This is a genomic window from Pseudomonas sp. B19(2017), from assembly GCF_002113165.1.
In the GTDB taxonomy this organism is placed as follows: Bacteria; Pseudomonadota; Gammaproteobacteria; order Pseudomonadales; family Pseudomonadaceae; genus Aquipseudomonas.
The window spans coordinates 47,697-63,791 of record NZ_NEJR01000005.1 but is presented as its reverse complement, the minus strand read 5'-3'; the positions used below and the strand labels follow the sequence as shown (position 1 = coordinate 63,791).

Genomic DNA, 16,095 nt, shown 5'->3' with positions numbered 1-16,095 from the left:
GCCAGGAGAACACCCATGTCGCATTCGATTCGTGACAACCTCAAGCGCCTGCTGGCACCTCGGCACCTGGCTTTCGTCGGCGGGCGCAGCATGGCGCGGGCGCTCAAGCGCTGCGCCGAAGGGGGCTTTGGCGGCGAGCTGTGGCTGGTCAACCCGCAGCATGCCAGCCTCGAAGGCATCCCCTGTGTGGCGCGGGTGGCCGACTTGCCCTGTGCCCCGGACGCTGTGTTCATCGCTACCAACCGCGAGCTGACCCTGCAGTGCGTTGCCGAGCTGGCCGCACGCGGCGCCGGTGGTGCCATCTGCTACGCCTCGGGCTTTGCCGAAAGCGGCGAGGAAGGCCGTCAGTTGCAGCTACGCCTGCTCGCTGCCGCCGGCAACATGGCCTTGCTCGGCCCCAATAGCTACGGCCTGCTCGACTACCTGCACGGCGCTGCCCTGTGGCCGGTGGCCCACGGTGGCCAGCAGGTGGAGAAGGGCGTGGCGATCCTCACCCAGAGCGGCAACTTCGCCTACAACCTGTCGATGAGCGACCGCTCGCTGCCGGTGGCCTACATGGCTTCGGTCGGCAACCAGGCGCAACTGGGCGTGGCCGAGCTGATGGACGTGCTGCTCGACGACCCCCGGGTAACCGCCATCGGCCTGCACCTGGAAGGCCTGAAGAACGTGCCCGGTTTCGCCCGTGCCGCCTGCAAGGCATTGCAGCAGGGCACGCCGATCATTGCGCTGAAGACCGGCGTGTCGCAGATCGGCGCTGAACTGGCGCTCAGCCATACCAGCTCGCTGTCCGGCTCCGATGCCTTGTACGACAGCCTGTTCCAGCGCCTGGGGGTGATTCGCGTCAGTGGCCCGGTGAGCTTTGTTGAAACCCTCAAGGCCGCCGCCTGTGGACGCTTGCCGGTGAATGGCGAGCTGATCGCCCTGGCTTGCTCCGGTGGCGATGCCGGCTTGATCGCCGACTATGCCGAGCGCAACCAGCTGGTCCTGCCGAAGCTCGAACACGGGCATGTGGCACAGTTGGCCGAGGTGTTGCCGGCCTATGCCAACCTGGTCAACCCGCTGGATTTCACTACCGCCATCTGGGGTGATGCAACGGCCCTGCAACGCATGCTCGACAGCACCCTGAGCGGCGCAGCCGACGCGGCCATGCTGGTACTGGATTACCCGGCGGCGTTCACCGGCGAACGCAAGGAATGCGACCTGTTGCTGGCGCTGTACTGCGATGCACTGGAACGCCACGGCAAGATCGGTTTCGTCACCTCGGCATTCCCCGAGCTGTTGCCCGCCTGCGCGCGCGCGCGCTTGCACGCGCGTGGCATCGCCGCCCTGCAGGGCGTGGAGGATGGCCTGGCAGCTTGGGGCCGCATCGTCGCCTACCAGCGCAACCGCCAACGGCTGCTGGAACAGGGCGAGGCTGCGCGGGTGCCACTGTGCCCGCAGGCTCTCCCAGGCGAGAGCCGCCTGCTGGACGAGTGGCAGTCCAAGCAAGCCCTGCGCGCCTTCGGCCTGCCGGTACCGGCCGGGGTGTTGAGCACACCCGAGCGCGCCGTGGCAGACGCCGCCCGCGTTGGTTACCCGCTGGTATTGAAGGCGGTCAGCGCGCAACTGCCGCACAAGACCGAAGCCGGTGCGGTAGCGCTGAACCTGCGCGATGCAGCCGCCCTCGAGCATGCGCTGATGCAGATGCGCCAGCGCATCGCCGTCTACGCCCCGCAGGTAGCGTTCGATCAGGTGCTGCTCGAGCCGATGGCCGAGCCGCCGCTGGCCGAACTGATCGTCGGCATCAAGCGCGAGCATGACTTCGCTCTGGCTTTGGTGATTGGTGCCGGTGGGGTGCTGGTCGAGCTGCTCAAGGACAGCGTCAGCCTGTTGCTGCCGACCACCGACAATGCCATCCGTGCCGCACTGCTCAGCCTGCGCAGCGCCAGCCTGCTGCAAGGCTTCCGTGGCCGCCCGGCTGCCGACCTTGACGCACTGGTTGCGGCAATCCGCGCGGTGGCCGACTACGCCTGCGAAAACGCCGGGCAACTGCTGGAGCTGGATGTGAACCCATTGATGGTCGGTGCCCACGGCACCACCGCGGTCGACGCGCTGATCCGCCTCGGCCAGGCGCAAGGAGAACGACATGAATAAGCACACCTGGACCGCCGGCCAGGCATTGGTACGCCTGCTGGCCAACTACGGCGTGGAAACGGTATTCGGCATCCCCGGCGTGCACACCCTGGAGCTGTACCGCGGCCTGCCGGGCAGCGGCATCCGCCATGTGCTGACCCGCCACGAGCAGGGCGCCGGCTTCATGGCCGACGGCTATGCCCGGATAAGCGGCAAACCGGGGGTGTGCTTCGTCATTACCGGCCCGGGCGTGACCAATGCCGCCACCGCCATCGGTCAGGCCTATGCCGACTCCATCCCGATGCTGGTGATTTCCAGCGTCAACCATACTGCCAGCCTGGGCAAGGGCTGGGGCTGCCTGCACGAGACCCAGGACCAGCGCGCCATGACCGCGCCGATTACCGCCTTTTCCGCCGTGGCCCTGCGCGGCGACGACCTGCCCGAACTGATTGCCCGCGCCTGGGCCGTGTTCGACAGCGAACGGCCGCGCCCGGTGCACATTTCGGTGCCGCTGGACGTACTGGCCGCGCCGGTCAGCCGTGACTGGAGCGATGAGGTGGTGCGCCGCCCCGGCCGTGGCCAGCCGTGCCGCGACATCCTCGACCAGGCCGCCGTGAAGCTGGCCGCCGCCAAGCGCCCGATGATCATTGCCGGTGGCGGGGCATTGCACGCGGCCGAGCAGCTGCAGCAACTGAGCGCCCGGCTGGCAGCCCCACTGTTCACCAGCGTGGCCGGCAAGGGCCTGCTGCCAGCGGACGCGCCGCTGAATGCCGGCGCCAGCCTGTGCGTCGAACCCGGCTGGCAACTGATCAGCCAGGCCGATGTGGTGCTGGCAGTGGGTACCGAAATGGCCGATACCGACTTCTGGCGCGAGCGCTTGCCGATCAGCGGCGAGCTCCTGCGGGTGGACATCGACCCGCGCAAGTTCAACGACTTCTACCCATGTGCCATTGCCCTGCATGGCGATGCCCGGCAAACCCTGGCCGGCCTGCTCGAGCACCTGCCAGCGCTGAACCGCGACCCGGCCCAGGCCAGCGAAGCAGTGGCCAACCTGCGCCAGGCCATTCGCAGCGGGCATGCGCCGCTGCAGGCCATGCATCAGGCAATCCTCGACCGCATTGCCGCCGTGCTGCCCGACAATGCCTTCATCAGCAGCGACATGACCCAGTTGGCCTACACCGGCAACTACGCTTTCGCCAGCCGGGCGCCGCGCAGCTGGCTGCACCCCACCGGCTACGGCACCCTCGGCTACGGCCTGCCGGCCGGCATCGGCGGCATGTTCGCCAGCGACCAGCGCCCAGGCCTGGTACTGGTAGGCGATGGCGGCTTCCTCTATACCGCCCAGGAACTGGCCACGGCAGTCGAGGAACTGGAGCGACCGTTGGTCGTGCTGTTGTGGAACAATGACGCCCTCGGCCAGATCCGCGACGACATGCTCGGCCTGGACATCGAGCCGGTCGGCGTACTGCCGCGCAACCCGGATTTCATCGGCCTGGCCCGCGCCTTCGGTTGCACGGTGCGCCAGCCGCGTGACCTGGACGCGCTGCAGGCCGATCTGGCCAGCGGTTTCGCCACCCCCGGCGTCACCTTTATCGAACTCAAACACACCTGCGTCTGCTAAACCGCAGACACCACGAACAACAAGAGAAACCACCATGCCATTTCGCCGTACCCTCCTGGCTGCATCCCTCGCTCTGCTGATCACCGGCCAGGCCCCGCTGTACGCCGCACCGCCCCTGTCGATGGACAACGGCACCACGGCCCTGACCGTGCAGAACAGCAACGCCTGGGTCGAAATCAGCGCCGGCGCGCTGCAACACAACATCCGTACCTTGCAGGCCGAGCTGGGCGGCAAGTCCAAGCTGTGCGCGGTGCTCAAGGCCGACGCCTATGGCCACGGTATCGGCCTGGTCATGCCGTCGATCATCGCCCAGGGCGTGCCCTGCGTGGCGGTGGCCAGCAACGAGGAGGCGCGCGTGGTCCGCGCGAGCGGCTTCACCGGGCAACTGGTGCGGGTACGTCTGGCCAGCGTCAGCGAAGTAGAAGATGCCCTGCAGTACGACATGGAAGAGCTGGTCGGCAGCGCCGAGTTCGCCCGCCAGCTCGATGCCATCGCCGAACGCCACGGCAAGACCCTGCGCATTCATTTGGCGCTCAACTCCAGTGGCATGAGCCGCAACGGCGTGGAAATGACCACCTGGTCCGGCCGGGGTGAGGCGCTGCAGGTCACCGACCAGAAGCACCTCAAGCTGGTCGCGCTGATGACCCACTTCGCCGTGGAAGACAAGGACGATGTGCGCAAAGGCCTGGTAGCGTTCAACGAGCAGACCGACTGGCTGATCAAGCACGCGAAACTTGATCGCAGCAAGCTCACCCTGCACGCCGCCAACTCCTTCGCTACGCTGGAAGTGCCGGAAGCGCGCCTGGACATGGTGCGCACCGGCGGCGCGCTGTTCGGCGACACCGTGCCGACGCATACCGAATACCAACGTGTCATGCAGTTCAAGTCGCACGTGGCTGCGGTGCATAGCTACCCGGCAGGCAACACCGTCGGCTATGACCGCACCTTCACCCTGGCGCGTGATTCGCGCCTGGCCAACATCACCGTGGGTTACTCCGATGGTTACCGCCGGGTGTTCACCAACAAGGGCCATGTGCTGATCAACGGCCACCGAGTGCCAGTGGTGGGCAAGGTGTCGATGAACACCTTGATGGTCGATGTCACCGATTTCCCCGATGTGAAGGGGGGCAACGAAGTGGTGCTGTTCGGCAAGCAGGCCGGGGGGGAGATCACCCAGGCCGAGATAGAAGAAATCAACGGCGCGTTGCTCGCCGACCTCTACACCGTATGGGGCAGTTCCAACCCGAAGATTCTCGTCGACTGAAACCGCCATGAAGGGAGATTGCCATGCGCTACGCCAAGCTCACTCAACGCATCGCCGGCGACGGGGCTGCCGCCTGGGACATCCACTACCGCGCCCTGGCGCTGCAGGCCGAGGGCAAGGATATCCTGCTGCTGTCGGTGGGTGACCCGGACTTCGACACCCCCGCGCCGATCGTCGAGGCGGCCATCGACAGTCTGCGCGCCGGCCATACCCATTACGCCGATGTGCGCGGCAAGCTGGCGCTGCGCCAGGCAATCGCCAACCGCCACTTCCAGCGTAGCGGCCAGGCCGTCGATGCCGACCAGGTGACGGTGCTGGCGGGGGCCCAGTGTGCGCTGTACTGCGTGGCCCAGTGCGTGCTCGACCCGGGTGACGAGGTGATTGTCGCCGAGCCCATGTACGTGACCTACGAGGCGGTGTTCGGGGCCTGTGGCGCCAAGGTGGTGCCAGTGCCGGTCAAGCCGGAGAACGGCTTTCGGGTGTGCCCGCGTGACGTGGCTGCGTGCATCACCCCGCGTACCCGCGCCCTGGCCCTGAACAGCCCGCACAACCCCTCGGGGGCGAGCCTGCCGCGCGCTACCTGGGAGGCGCTGGCCGAACTGTGCATCGCCCACGATCTGTGGCTGATCTCCGACGAGGTGTACAGCGAGCTGTTGTACGACGGCGAGCATGTCAGCCCTGGCAGCCTGCCGGGCATGGCCGAGCGCACCGCCACCCTCAACAGCCTGTCGAAGTCGCATGCCATGACCGGGTGGCGGGTGGGCTGGGTGGTAGGTTCGACCGAGCTGGCCGCCCACCTGGAAAACCTCGCCCTGTGCATGCTGTACGGTTCGCCGGACTTCATCCAGGATGCCGCCGTGGTGGCGCTGGAGCAGCAACTCCCGGAACTGGATGTTATGCGCGAAGCCTATCGTCAGCGTCGCGACCTGGTGTGCGAGCAGTTGGCCGACTGCCCGGGCATCAAGGTGCTCAAGCCCGATGGCGGTATGTTCGTGATGGTCGATATCCGTGAGACCGGCGTATGTGCCCAGACCTTTGCGGACTACCTGTTGGACAGCCAGGGCGTGTCGGTGCTTGCCGGCGAAGCGTTCGGCCCCAGCGCTGCCGGGCATATCCGCCTGGGCCTGGTGCTGGGCAATGCGGCGCTGATCGATGCCTGCCGACGCATCGCCTGCTGTGCCGACGAACTGAAACGGGACTACGGCCATGCGTGAGTATGCGCGGCTGTACATCGACGGCGCCTGGCAGGTGCCGAGCGGGCAGGGCATGGCCGAGGTGATCGATCCGGCCACCGAACAGGCCATCGGCCGGGTGCCGCTGGGCGCCGAGGCCGATGTCGAACGGGCGGTAATGGCTGCGCGGCGGGCCTTCGATGGCTGGTCCCGCACACCGTCCAGCGTACGCGCCGGGTACATAACGGCGCTGGCCGCACAGCTGAAAAGCCGCGCGGCGGAAATGGCCTCGCTCATCACCGACGAGCTGGGCATGCCGGTGCAGTGGTGCCAGGCGGTACAGGTCGAGGGCCCGATCGCCGGGCTGGAGCAGTACGCCGAACTGGCCGGGCTGATGGAGCAGGTGCGCGAAGTCGGCAACTCGCTGGTGTACCGCGAGGCCGTTGGCGTGTGCGCCTTCATCAACCCGTGGAACTACCCGCTGCACCAGATGATCGGCAAGCTGGCGCCGGCCCTGGCCGCCGGCTGCACGGTGGTGGTCAAGCCCAGCCAGGAAACGCCGCTGCATGCCTTCATGCTGGCCGAGATGATCGAGGCCATCGGCTTGCCGGCCGGGGTGTTCAACCTGGTCAGCGGGCCGGGGGCCAAGGTGGGTGAGGCCCTGGCCCGGCACCCGCAGGTGGACATGGTGTCGTTCACCGGCTCCACCGGTGCCGGGGTGCGCGTGGCCCAGGCGGCCGCGCCTACGGTGAAACGGGTGTGCCTGGAGCTGGGTGGCAAATCACCCCTGCTGATCACTGCCGACGCCGACCTGCACGCGGCGGTGCGCCATGGGGTGCAGGATGTGATGGTCAATTCGGGGCAGACCTGCACGGCCCTGACCCGCATGCTGCTGCCGGCCAGCCGCTACGCCGAGGCGCTGGAGATCGCCGAGGCCGAGACCCGCGCGCTGGTCATGGGCGACCCGCGTGACCCGGCCAGCTTCCTCGGGCCGATGTGTTCGGCAGGCCAGCGGCGCACCGTGCTCGACTACATTCGCCTGGGGCAGGAGGAGGGCGCGCGCCTGCTGTGCGGCGGTGATGCAGCCGGCTTCGAACGCGGCTTCTATGTGGCGCCGACGTTGTTCGCCGATGTCGACAACCGCATGCGCATCGCCCAGGAGGAAATCTTCGGCCCGGTGCTGTGCCTGATCCCTTATGCCGACGAGGCCCAGGCGCTGGCCCTGGCCAACGATTCGCCGTTCGGCCTGTCCAGCGCGGTGTGGGCCGGCAGCCGCGAGCACGGCCTGGCCCTGGCACGGCAGATACGCGCCGGGCAGTGCTTCATCAACGGTGGCGGGTTCAACTACCAGGCACCGTTCGGTGGCTACAAGCAGTCGGGCAACGGGCGCGAGTGGGGCGAGGAGGGGCTGGCGGAGTTCGTCGAGGTGAAAGCGGTGCAGTGCTGAGCCACAGCTGGAAGACAACCTGTTTTGTGTGAGGAGAAAGTTTGTGAATGTACTGATCGTCCACGCTCACCCCGAGCCGCAATCGTTCACTGCTGCCCTGCGTGACCAGGCCGTGGAAACCTTCCGCGCCCAGGGCCACCAGGTGCAGGTCAGCGACCTGTACGCCATGGGCTGGAACCCGGTAGCCAGTGCCGATGATTTTAGCCAGCGCGAGAACCCCGAATACCTGGTGTATGCCCTGGAGCAGCGCCAGGGGGTCAAGCGCGGGGCCATTGCCGCGGACATCCAGCAGGAGCTGGACAAGCTGCTGTGGGCCGATTTGCTGGTGCTGAACTTCCCGATCTTCTGGTTCTCGGCGCCGGCCATGCTCAAGGGCTGGATCGACCGGGTGCTGGTGTCGGGGGTGTGCTATGGCGGCAAGCGCTTCTACGACCAGGGCGGGTTGGCGGGCAAGAAAGCGCTGGTGACCGTGACCCTGGGCGGGCGCGAGCACATGTTTGGCGACGGGGCGATTCATGGGCCGCTGGAGGACATGCTGCGGCCGATTTTGCGCGGCACGCTGGCCTATGTCGGCTTCGAGGTGCTGCCGCCGTTCGTGGCCTGGCATGTGCCATATATCAGCGACGAGGCGCGGCAGGCGTTTTTGCAGCAGTACCGGCAGCGCCTGGAGCAGCTTTCGGAGGATCAGCCGTTGGTATTCCCGCGCCTTGAGCAGTTCGACGAGGCACTGTACCCACTGGCGTGATTGCCTGTACTGGCCTCATCGCCGGCAAGCCAGCTCCCACAGAGAAAATCACAGGGCTTCAGGACTGTGGAGAACCTGTGGGAGCTGGCTTGCCGGCGATTGGGCCTGTGGCCTTGATACAAATTTCACCTGGCAAAAAACGACCACCCACACATTCGGGGTATGTTCCCCTTCGGCAAATCCCTCGATAGTGCCCCCATCGGCTCGATCCCGAGCACTCACACGATGGAGTTGCCATGCGCAAGGTACTGAAGGTGATTGGCGGTCTGCTGCTGGCGTCTGGCGCCAGCCTGGCCCAGGCGGCAGAGGTGGACAGCGGTAACACGTTGCGGTTGTACAACTGGACCGATTACATCGGCGAAACCACCCTGGCCGACTTCGAGAAGGCCACCGGCATCAAGGTCATCTACGACACTTTCGACGGCTACGAAACGGTACAGACCAAACTGCTCACCGGCCGCTCCGGCTACGACCTGGTGATGCTCAACGCTTCCCTGGTACCCCCGCTGATCAGCGCCGGGGTGTTCCAGGCGCTGGACAAGCAGCAATTGCCCAGCTGGCATAACCTCGACCAGCAGGTGGTGAACAACCTGCAAGGCTACGACCCCGGCCTGAAATACTCGGCGCCCTACACCTGGGGCAGCTCGGGGGTGACCTACAACGTCGACAAGATCACCGCACGCATGCCCGACGCCCCCATCGGCTCGCTGGCCATGTTGTTCGACCCAAGGATCGTCTCGCGCTTCGCCGACTGCGGCGTCACCCTGATGGACGCACCGACCGAAGTCATCCCGCTGGCCTTGCAGTACCTGGGCAAGGACCCCCGCAGCGCATCGCCGGCCGACCTCAAGGCGGCCGAACAACTGCTGCTGGGCATTCGCCCGTACATTCGCAAGTTCGACTCGGTCAACTACCTCACCAGCCTGCCCAATGGCGATGTCTGCCTGGCCCTGACCTGGTCCGGTGACTACGCCACCGCCCAGGCCCGCGCGGTGGAAGCGAAGAAGGACATCAAGCTGTCGTTCTTCATCCCCCAGGAAGGCTCGCTGATCTGGTTCGACAATCTGTACATCCCCAAGGATGCGCCGCACGCGGCCAACGCCCACCGCTTCATCGAGTTCCTGCTGCAGCCGCAGACCATGGCCAAGGTCACCGACTACATCCACTACGCCAACAGTAACGCCGCCGCCACTGCGCTGGTGCGGGACGAGATCCGCCAGGACCCGGCCATCTACCCCGACGCGCAAACCCGCGAGCGCCTGTTCGCGCAGAAAACCCAGAGCCCGAAGGACATGCGCGCCATCACCCGGGTCTGGAGCACGGTCAAGACCGGTTTCTGAACACTGCCCAACGATCACTGCCAAGGAGCTGCCCCATGGCCACCCCAAGCAAAGCATCCAGCGTTGCCCACGACCCGCTGGTGGAAGCCGACAAGGCCCACTACATGCATGGCTACCATGTGTTCGACGAGCACCGCGAGCAAGGCGCGCTGAACATCGTTGCCGGCGAGGGCGCCTACATCCGTGATACTCACGGCAACCGCTTCCTCGATGCCGTCGGCGGCATGTGGTGCACAAACATCGGCCTGGGGCGCGAGGAAATGGCACTGGCCATCGCCGACCAGGTACGCCAGCTGGCCTATTCAAACCCGTTCTCCGACATGGCCAACGATGTGGCCATCGAGCTATGCCAGAAGCTTGCGCAGCTGGCACCGGGCGATCTCGACCATGTGTTCCTCACCACCGGTGGCTCGACCGCGGTCGACACCGCCTACCGGCTGATCCAGTACTACCAGAACTGCCGTGGCAAGCCGCACAAGAAGCACATCATCGCCCGCTACAACGCCTACCACGGCTCCACCACGCTGACCATGTCGATCGGCAACAAGGCCGCAGATCGGGTGCCGGAGTTCGATTATCACCACGACCTGATCCACCACGTTTCCAACCCCAACCCGTATCGTGCGCCGCACGACCTGGACGAGGCCGAGTTCCTCGACTTCCTGGTGGCCGAGTTCGAGGACAAGATTCTCTCGCTGGGGGCTGACAACGTGGCGGCGTTCTTCGCCGAGCCGATCATGGGTTCGGGTGGGGTGATCATTCCGCCCAAGGGCTACTTCCAGCGCATGTGGCAGCTGTGCCAGACCTACGACATTCTGTTCGTCGCCGACGAAGTGGTGACCTCGTTCGGGCGCCTGGGCACCTTTTTCGCCAGCGAGGAACTGTTCGGCGTCACCCCCGACATCATCACCACGGCCAAGGGCCTGACCTCGGCCTACCTGCCGCTCGGGGCGTGCATCTTCTCCGAGCGCATCTGGCAGGTGATCGCCGAGCCGGGCAAGGGCCGCTGTTTCACTCACGGCTTCACCTACAGTGGCCACCCGGTGTGCTGCACTGCGGCGCTGAAGAACATCGAGATCATCGAGCGCGAGCATTTGCTGGCGCATGTCAAGGACGTCGGCGGCTACCTGGAGCAGCGCCTGCAAAGCCTGCGCGAGCTGCCGTTGGTGGGGGACGTGCGCTGCATGAAGCTGATGGCCTGTGTCGAGTTCGTTGCCGACAAGGCCAGCAAGGCGCTGTTCGCCGACGAGGTGAACATCGGCGAACGCATCCACAGCAAGGCCCAGGCCAAAGGGCTGCTGGTGCGGCCGATCATGCACCTGAACGTGATGTCGCCGCCGTTGATCATCACCCATGCGCAAGTGGACGAGATCGTCGAAACCCTGCGCCAGTGCATCCTCGAAACCGCGCGCGAACTCACGGTGCTTGGCCTGTATCAGGGGCGATGAAGCTGGCGCAAAGGGCTGTGCGCGGGCGTGCCTGGCAGGCTAGACTGCCGGGCATGACCCAGGCCTCTCCCGACACTCCGCTTACCCTTTCAATGGGCGCGCTGCAGCAATGGCATGCGGCGCTGCAGCGCGCATTGGCCCACAGCGAAACGCCCGAGGCGCTGGCGCATGTGGCGGCCGCCATCGGCCAGCTGGTGCAGGTGGAATCGATGATGATCAGCCTCGAGTGCCAGGGGCGGGCACCGCAACTGCTGTACCAGCAAGGCATCCCCGAGCTGCACCGCGCCGCCGTGCTGGAGCGCTACTTCAGTGCCGGCTACCTGCTCGACCCGTTCTGCCTGGCCGTGCAGAGCGGCCTGGCCGAGGGCTTCTACCACTTGCAGGAAATCGCCCCGGACAACTTCTTCGATAGCGACTACTACAAGGCCTACTACCTGGGTACCGGTTGCAGTGAAGACAGCTACTACATCGTCGACCTCAGCGCTGGCCGCAAGTTGTCGTTGAGCCTGTTCCAGGGTTGTAGCGGCACGCGCCTGAGCGCCGGGCAGATCGACCTGCTGCGGGCACTGGAACCGATGGTGCGTGAACTGCTGGGGCGCTACGCGCGGCATCATCTGCAGCCCGGCCCGGCGGCCGAGCGTGGCAGCCTGCAGGCGGCGTTCGACAGTTTCGGCTGCCAGGTACTGACCGACCGTGAGCGGGAGGTGGCGCACATGATCCTGCGGGGGCATTCGGTGAAGTCCACCGCGCTGGAGCTGGGCATCTCGCCGGAAACCGTGCGCATGCACCGCAAGAACCTGTACCTGAAGCTGGAGATAAACTCGCAGTCGGAGTTGTTTGCGCGGTTTATCGACTGGCTGCGCGGTGATCACCTGGCGGTCTAGCAGCAAAGGAGCAACTGTCTTGCTCAATATCTGAAAGCTGTCGCGATCCCTGTGGGAGCGGGTTCACCCGCGAAGGAAGCGACGCGGTGCATGGCACCGGCTTCGCCGGTGTTCGCGGGTAAACCCGCTCCCACAGGTACAGCGCTGCCCCTCAATAATTCTCAGCGCCTTCCTTTAACCACATAGGCCGCAAACTCCGCCTCCGGCACCATGCTGCCGCCGGTCCCCCACACCAGGTGCGTGGCCCGGCCCATGCGCTCAGCCGACAGGCCCATGCGCGCCAGGTACTCAGGTGATTCAAGCACCCTGACCATGCCCGGCATTCCCGCCAGTGCCGAAGGCTCCAGCCGCGCGTTCTCCAGGTCATGGGCCAGCACCAACAGCCGGTACAGCGTCTCGTCACTGACCGTGTAATAACCATCGAGCAAACGCTGCATCGCCTTGCCGACAAAGCCGGAAGGGCGGCCCACCGCCAGGCCGTCGGCGGCGGTCAGGTTGTCGATGCCGAAATCCTGCACGCTGGTGGCGTCATGCAAACCGCTATACACCCCCAGGAACATGCAGGGCGAGTGGGTGGGCTCGGCGAAGATGCAGTGCACATGGTCGCCCCAGATCAGCTTCAGGCCGAACGCCACACCACCGGGGCCACCGCCGACCCCGCAGGGCAGGTAGACGAACAAGGGGTGCTCGGCATCTACCTGGATACCTGCAGCCTCGAACTGGGCGGCCAGCCGCTCGGCCGCCACGGCATAGCCGAGGAACAGGTGTGGCGAGTTCTCGTCGTCGACGAAGTAGCAGCCCGGGTCCGCCGCCGCCTGCTGGCGCCCTTGCTCCACCGCCACGCTGTAGTCGCTTTCGTACTCGACCACGCTCACGCCATGGGCGCGCAGTTTGTCCTTCTTCCACTGGCGGGCATCGGCCGACATGTGCACGGTGGCCTGGAAGCCCAACCGGGCGCTCATGATGCCGATCGACAGGCCGAGGTTGCCGGTCGAGCCGACCGCAACCTTGTACTGGCTGAAGAATTGCCGGGCCTGGTCGCTGGCCAGTGCCCGGTAATCGCTGTCGAGGCGGATCAGGCCGGCCTCCAGGGCCAGGTCTTCGGCGTGCTTGAGCACTTCATGAATACCGCCGCGGGCCTTGATCGAGCCGGAGATCGGCAGCTCGCTGTCCGCCTTGAGCCAAAGTGAACCGCTGGCAGGCAGGCCCGCTGCCTGCAGCAAGGTGGCGTGCAGGTTGGGCAGCGGGCGCAGTGGCGACTCGATGATGCCGCTGGTGGCGGCGGTGTCCGGGAAAACGCTGGCCAGGTAGGGGGCAAAGCGTGCCAGGCGGGCACTGGCGGCACTGACATCGGCGGCGCTCAAGCCGACATCGGCCAGGGCCTGGGCGGCAGGAGCAATGTGCGGGTTGAACCAGTTGGTTTCGCGCAGGGCCACCAGGTCTTCGATCAGGGGGTGGGAGCTGCACCATGCTTGTAGTGTCTTGCCGTGGATCATGCTGGTTTTTCCTGTTGTGCAATCAATGTCAGGCAGCGCTGCACGATCGGGCTCACATCGCCCTTGCGCCGGCTGAGGATGATCGGGCTGACGGCGCCGCTGTCGAGCAGGCCGACATATTCGATATCGGTGCGATGCTGCTGTTGCACCGACGCCGGCACCAAGGTTACGCCCACGCCGACAGCCACCAGGCCAATGGCGGTCTGCAGTTCGTTGGCCCACTGGCTGACGCGGATACTCATGCCGTGGTGGGCGAACAGCGCCAGCACGTGGTCGGCATAGCTGGGCCTCGGGTTGGCCGGGTAAAGAATGAACGCCTCGCCAGCCAGCTGGGCAAGGGTAAGCGGGCTGCTCGCCAGCGGGTGGCCCTTGGGTAGCACGGCCACCAGCGGGTCTTCGCACAGCACTTGCTGGTGAATGGCCGGGTCATCGATGCGAATGCGCCCGAAGGCGATGTCGATGCGCCCGCTTTTCAGCGCTTCCACCTGCTGCAGCGTGGTCATCTCGTTCAGGCCCAGTTCCAGCTCGCTGTCCTGGCGCAGCTCGCGGATCAGCTCCGGCAGCACCTTGTACAGGGTCGAGGGAGCAAAGCCGATCCCCAGCCACTGGCGCTGGCCCTGGCCGATGCGGCGGGTGTTGTCGCTGATGTTTTCCAGTTGCTGCAGCACGGTGCAGCTCTGCTCGTAGAAGAAGCGACCCGCCTCGGTCAGCCGCAGCGGGCGCTCGCGCACCACCAGCAAGGTACCGAGCTGGTCCTCGAGTTGGCTGATCTGCCGGCTCAGCGGTGGCTGGGCAATGTGCAACAGCTCGGCGGCGCGGGTGAAGTTCAGGGTTTCGGCCAGGACCTTGAAGTAACGCAGGTGGCGCAGCTCCATCAGACCTCCAGGGTATGGTGGGAGATTCATTCGATATTGGACGGCTATCAGGTTCTCGCGCAATCCTTGGACATGCAAGTAAATGCATCACTCCGGGCTGCGGCTGGCAGCCAGAAACAACGGGACCTGGCAACAATGACAAGCGCGCTGATTGAACGTATCGAGGCAATTATCGTCGACCTGCCGACCATTCGCCCGCACAAGCTGGCGATGCATACCATGCAGCAGCAGACCCTGGTGGTATTGCGTGTTCGCTGCAGCGATGGCGTGGAAGGCATCGGCGAGGCCACCACCATCGGCGGCCTGGCCTATGGCTACGAAAGCCCCGAGGGCATCAAGGCCAATATCGATGCGCACCTGGCGCCTGCGCTGATCGGCCTGCCGGCAGGCAACATCAACGCCGCCATGCTCAAGCTGGACAAGCTGGCCAAGGGCAACACCTTTGCCAAGTCCGGTATCGAAAGCGCCTTGCTCGACGCCCAGGGCAAGCGCCTGGGCCTGCCGGTCAGCGAGCTGCTGGGTGGCCGCGTGCGCGACAGCCTGGAAGTGGCCTGGACCCTGGCCAGTGGCGACACCACCCGCGACATCGCCGAAGCCCAGCATATGCTGGAGATTCGGCGACATCGGGTATTCAAGCTGAAGATCGGTGCCAACCCGCTGACCCAGGACCTCAAGCACGTGGTGGCGATCAAGCGTGAGCTGGGCGACAGCGCCAGCGTGCGGGTCGACGTCAACCAGTACTGGGACGAGTCCCAGGCCATCCATGCCTGCCAGGTGCTTGGCGACAACGGCATCGATCTGATCGAGCAACCGATTTCGCGCATCAACCGCAGCGGCCAGGTGCGCCTGAACCAGCGCAGCCCGGCGCCGATCATGGCTGACGAGTCGATCGAAAGTGTCGAGGACGCCTTCAGCCTGGCTGCCGACGGCGCGGCCAGCATCTTCGCCCTGAAAATTGCCAAGAATGGCGGCCCGCGCGCCGTACTGCGCACCGCGCAAATTGCCGAGGCTGCCGGCATCGCCCTGTATGGCGGGACCATGCTCGAAGGCTCGATCGGCACCCTGGCTTCGGCTCATGCCTTCCTTACCCTGCGCCAGCTCACCTGGGGTACCGAGCTGTTCGGGCCGCTGCTGCTGACCGAAGAAATCGTCAACGAGCCACCGCAGTACCGCGACTTCCAGCTGCACATTCCAGGTACCCCAGGGCTGGGCCTGACCCTGGACGAGCAGCGCCTGGCGCGTTTCGCCCGGCATTGAAAACACACGCCCCCTGTGGGAGCGGGCGTGCCCGCGAAGCATGCGACACGGTGGAGGGCACGGGCTTCGCCCGTGTTCGCGGGCATGCCCGCTCCCACAGTGTTCGCGCCAAATCAGAAAAAGGAGACCCCCATGCTGTTCCACGTGAAGATGACCGTGAAACTGCCGGCCGACATGGACCCGGCCAAGGCCGCCCGGCTCAAGGCCGATGAAAAGGAACTGGCCCAGCGTCTGCAGCGCGAAGGCACCTGGCGCCACCTGTGGCGCATTGCCGGGCACTACGCCAACTACAGCGTGTTCGATGTGCCCAGCGTCGAGGCGCTGCACGACACCCTGATGCAGCTGCCGCTGTTCCCGTACATGGACATCGAGGTCGACGGCCTGTGCCGGCACCCCTCGTCGATCCACAGCGACGACCGCTGAGTCGCACCTGT

The 16,095-nt window shown here is 65.8% G+C and carries 13 protein-coding genes; 11 read left to right on the top strand and 2 right to left on the bottom strand.

All coding sequences use genetic code 11. The features are described 5' to 3' along the window. Positions 1–15 precede the first annotated feature (15 nt). The 9 genes from CAF70_RS09450 to CAF70_RS09410 all read left to right on the top strand — a co-directional run bounded on the left by CAF70_RS09450 (position 16) and on the right by CAF70_RS09410 (position 12,033). Complete coding sequence (locus tag CAF70_RS09450) at positions 16–2,133, top strand: acetate--CoA ligase family protein (RefSeq protein ID WP_085624322.1); 2,118 nt, start codon at positions 16–18, stop codon at positions 2,131–2,133. Further along, positions 2,126–3,733, top strand: a complete 1,608-nt coding sequence (locus CAF70_RS09445; protein WP_085624319.1) for a 5-guanidino-2-oxopentanoate decarboxylase — start codon at positions 2,126–2,128, stop codon at positions 3,731–3,733. The genes CAF70_RS09450 and CAF70_RS09445 overlap by 8 nt, the downstream gene beginning before the upstream one ends. A 34-nt stretch (positions 3,734–3,767) precedes the next feature. Further along, positions 3,768–4,997 (top strand): alanine racemase, encoded by a 1,230-nt coding sequence (gene alr, locus CAF70_RS09440; protein WP_085624317.1) that lies wholly within the window; start codon positions 3,768–3,770, stop codon positions 4,995–4,997. A 23-nt stretch (positions 4,998–5,020) separates the two neighbouring features. Continuing rightward, positions 5,021–6,211, top strand: coding sequence for a pyridoxal phosphate-dependent aminotransferase (locus CAF70_RS09435; RefSeq protein ID WP_085624314.1), 1,191 nt, complete (start codon positions 5,021–5,023; stop codon positions 6,209–6,211). After that, entirely contained in the window at positions 6,204–7,616 is a 1,413-nt protein-coding gene (locus tag CAF70_RS09430; RefSeq protein WP_085624312.1) for an aldehyde dehydrogenase family protein, read from the top strand. Before CAF70_RS09435 ends, CAF70_RS09430 begins: the two co-directional genes overlap by 8 nt. Positions 7,617–7,659: 43 nt before the next feature. Continuing rightward, a complete protein-coding gene (locus tag CAF70_RS09425) occupies positions 7,660–8,361 on the top strand; it encodes an NAD(P)H-dependent oxidoreductase (protein ID WP_085624309.1) in 702 nt (233 codons plus the stop codon). Between the two features lie 236 nt (positions 8,362–8,597). Then, complete coding sequence (locus CAF70_RS09420) at positions 8,598–9,701, top strand: polyamine ABC transporter substrate-binding protein (RefSeq protein WP_013973072.1); 1,104 nt, start codon at positions 8,598–8,600, stop codon at positions 9,699–9,701. A gap of 35 nt (positions 9,702–9,736) precedes the next feature. Beyond that, positions 9,737–11,149 (top strand): aminotransferase, encoded by a 1,413-nt coding sequence (locus tag CAF70_RS09415; RefSeq protein ID WP_085624307.1) that lies wholly within the window; start codon positions 9,737–9,739, stop codon positions 11,147–11,149. A gap of 53 nt (positions 11,150–11,202) precedes the next feature. Beyond that, positions 11,203–12,033, top strand: a complete 831-nt coding sequence (locus tag CAF70_RS09410) for a LuxR family transcriptional regulator (protein ID WP_256573280.1) — start codon at positions 11,203–11,205, stop codon at positions 12,031–12,033. Between the two features lie 161 nt (positions 12,034–12,194). On the opposite strand, the gene CAF70_RS09400 is transcribed toward CAF70_RS09410, so the two are convergent. Next, entirely contained in the window at positions 12,195–13,529 is a 1,335-nt protein-coding gene (locus CAF70_RS09400; RefSeq protein WP_085624301.1) for a D-serine ammonia-lyase, read from the bottom strand. Beyond that, complete coding sequence (gene catR / locus CAF70_RS09395) at positions 13,526–14,404, bottom strand: HTH-type transcriptional regulator CatR (RefSeq protein ID WP_085624299.1); 879 nt, start codon at positions 14,402–14,404, stop codon at positions 13,526–13,528. The genes CAF70_RS09400 and catR overlap by 4 nt, the downstream gene beginning before the upstream one ends. Before the next feature lie 135 nt (positions 14,405–14,539). On the opposite strand from catR, the gene CAF70_RS09390 reads away from it, so the two are divergent. After that, positions 14,540–15,661 carry a muconate cycloisomerase family protein gene (locus CAF70_RS09390; RefSeq protein WP_085624297.1) on the top strand — a complete coding sequence of 374 codons (1,122 nt, stop codon included), beginning with the start codon at positions 14,540–14,542 and terminating at the stop codon, positions 15,659–15,661. A gap of 132 nt (positions 15,662–15,793) precedes the next feature. Then, positions 15,794–16,084: a muconolactone Delta-isomerase gene (catC, locus tag CAF70_RS09385; RefSeq protein ID WP_085624295.1), complete on the top strand. Its 291-nt coding sequence runs from the start codon at positions 15,794–15,796 to the stop codon at positions 16,082–16,084. Positions 16,085–16,095: the final 11 nt, after the last annotated feature.

Coding starts and splice junctions, on each gene's coding strand:
- alr (WP_085624317.1), top strand. CDS start 3,768: ATGCCATTTCGCCGTACCCTCCTGGCTGCATCCCTCGCTCTGCTGATC.
- CAF70_RS09410 (WP_256573280.1), top strand. CDS start 11,203: ATGACCCAGGCCTCTCCCGACACTCCGCTTACCCTTTCAATGGGCGCG.
- CAF70_RS09390 (WP_085624297.1), top strand. CDS start 14,540: ATGACAAGCGCGCTGATTGAACGTATCGAGGCAATTATCGTCGACCTG.
- CAF70_RS09435 (WP_085624314.1), top strand. CDS start 5,021: ATGCGCTACGCCAAGCTCACTCAACGCATCGCCGGCGACGGGGCTGCC.
- CAF70_RS09415 (WP_085624307.1), top strand. CDS start 9,737: ATGGCCACCCCAAGCAAAGCATCCAGCGTTGCCCACGACCCGCTGGTG.
- CAF70_RS09445 (WP_085624319.1), top strand. CDS start 2,126: ATGAATAAGCACACCTGGACCGCCGGCCAGGCATTGGTACGCCTGCTG.
- catR (WP_085624299.1), bottom strand. CDS start 14,404: ATGGAGCTGCGCCACCTGCGTTACTTCAAGGTCCTGGCCGAAACCCTG.
- CAF70_RS09450 (WP_085624322.1), top strand. CDS start 16: ATGTCGCATTCGATTCGTGACAACCTCAAGCGCCTGCTGGCACCTCGG.
- CAF70_RS09400 (WP_085624301.1), bottom strand. CDS start 13,529: ATGATCCACGGCAAGACACTACAAGCATGGTGCAGCTCCCACCCCCTG.
- catC (WP_085624295.1), top strand. CDS start 15,794: ATGCTGTTCCACGTGAAGATGACCGTGAAACTGCCGGCCGACATGGAC.
- CAF70_RS09420 (WP_013973072.1), top strand. CDS start 8,598: ATGCGCAAGGTACTGAAGGTGATTGGCGGTCTGCTGCTGGCGTCTGGC.
- CAF70_RS09430 (WP_085624312.1), top strand. CDS start 6,204: ATGCGTGAGTATGCGCGGCTGTACATCGACGGCGCCTGGCAGGTGCCG.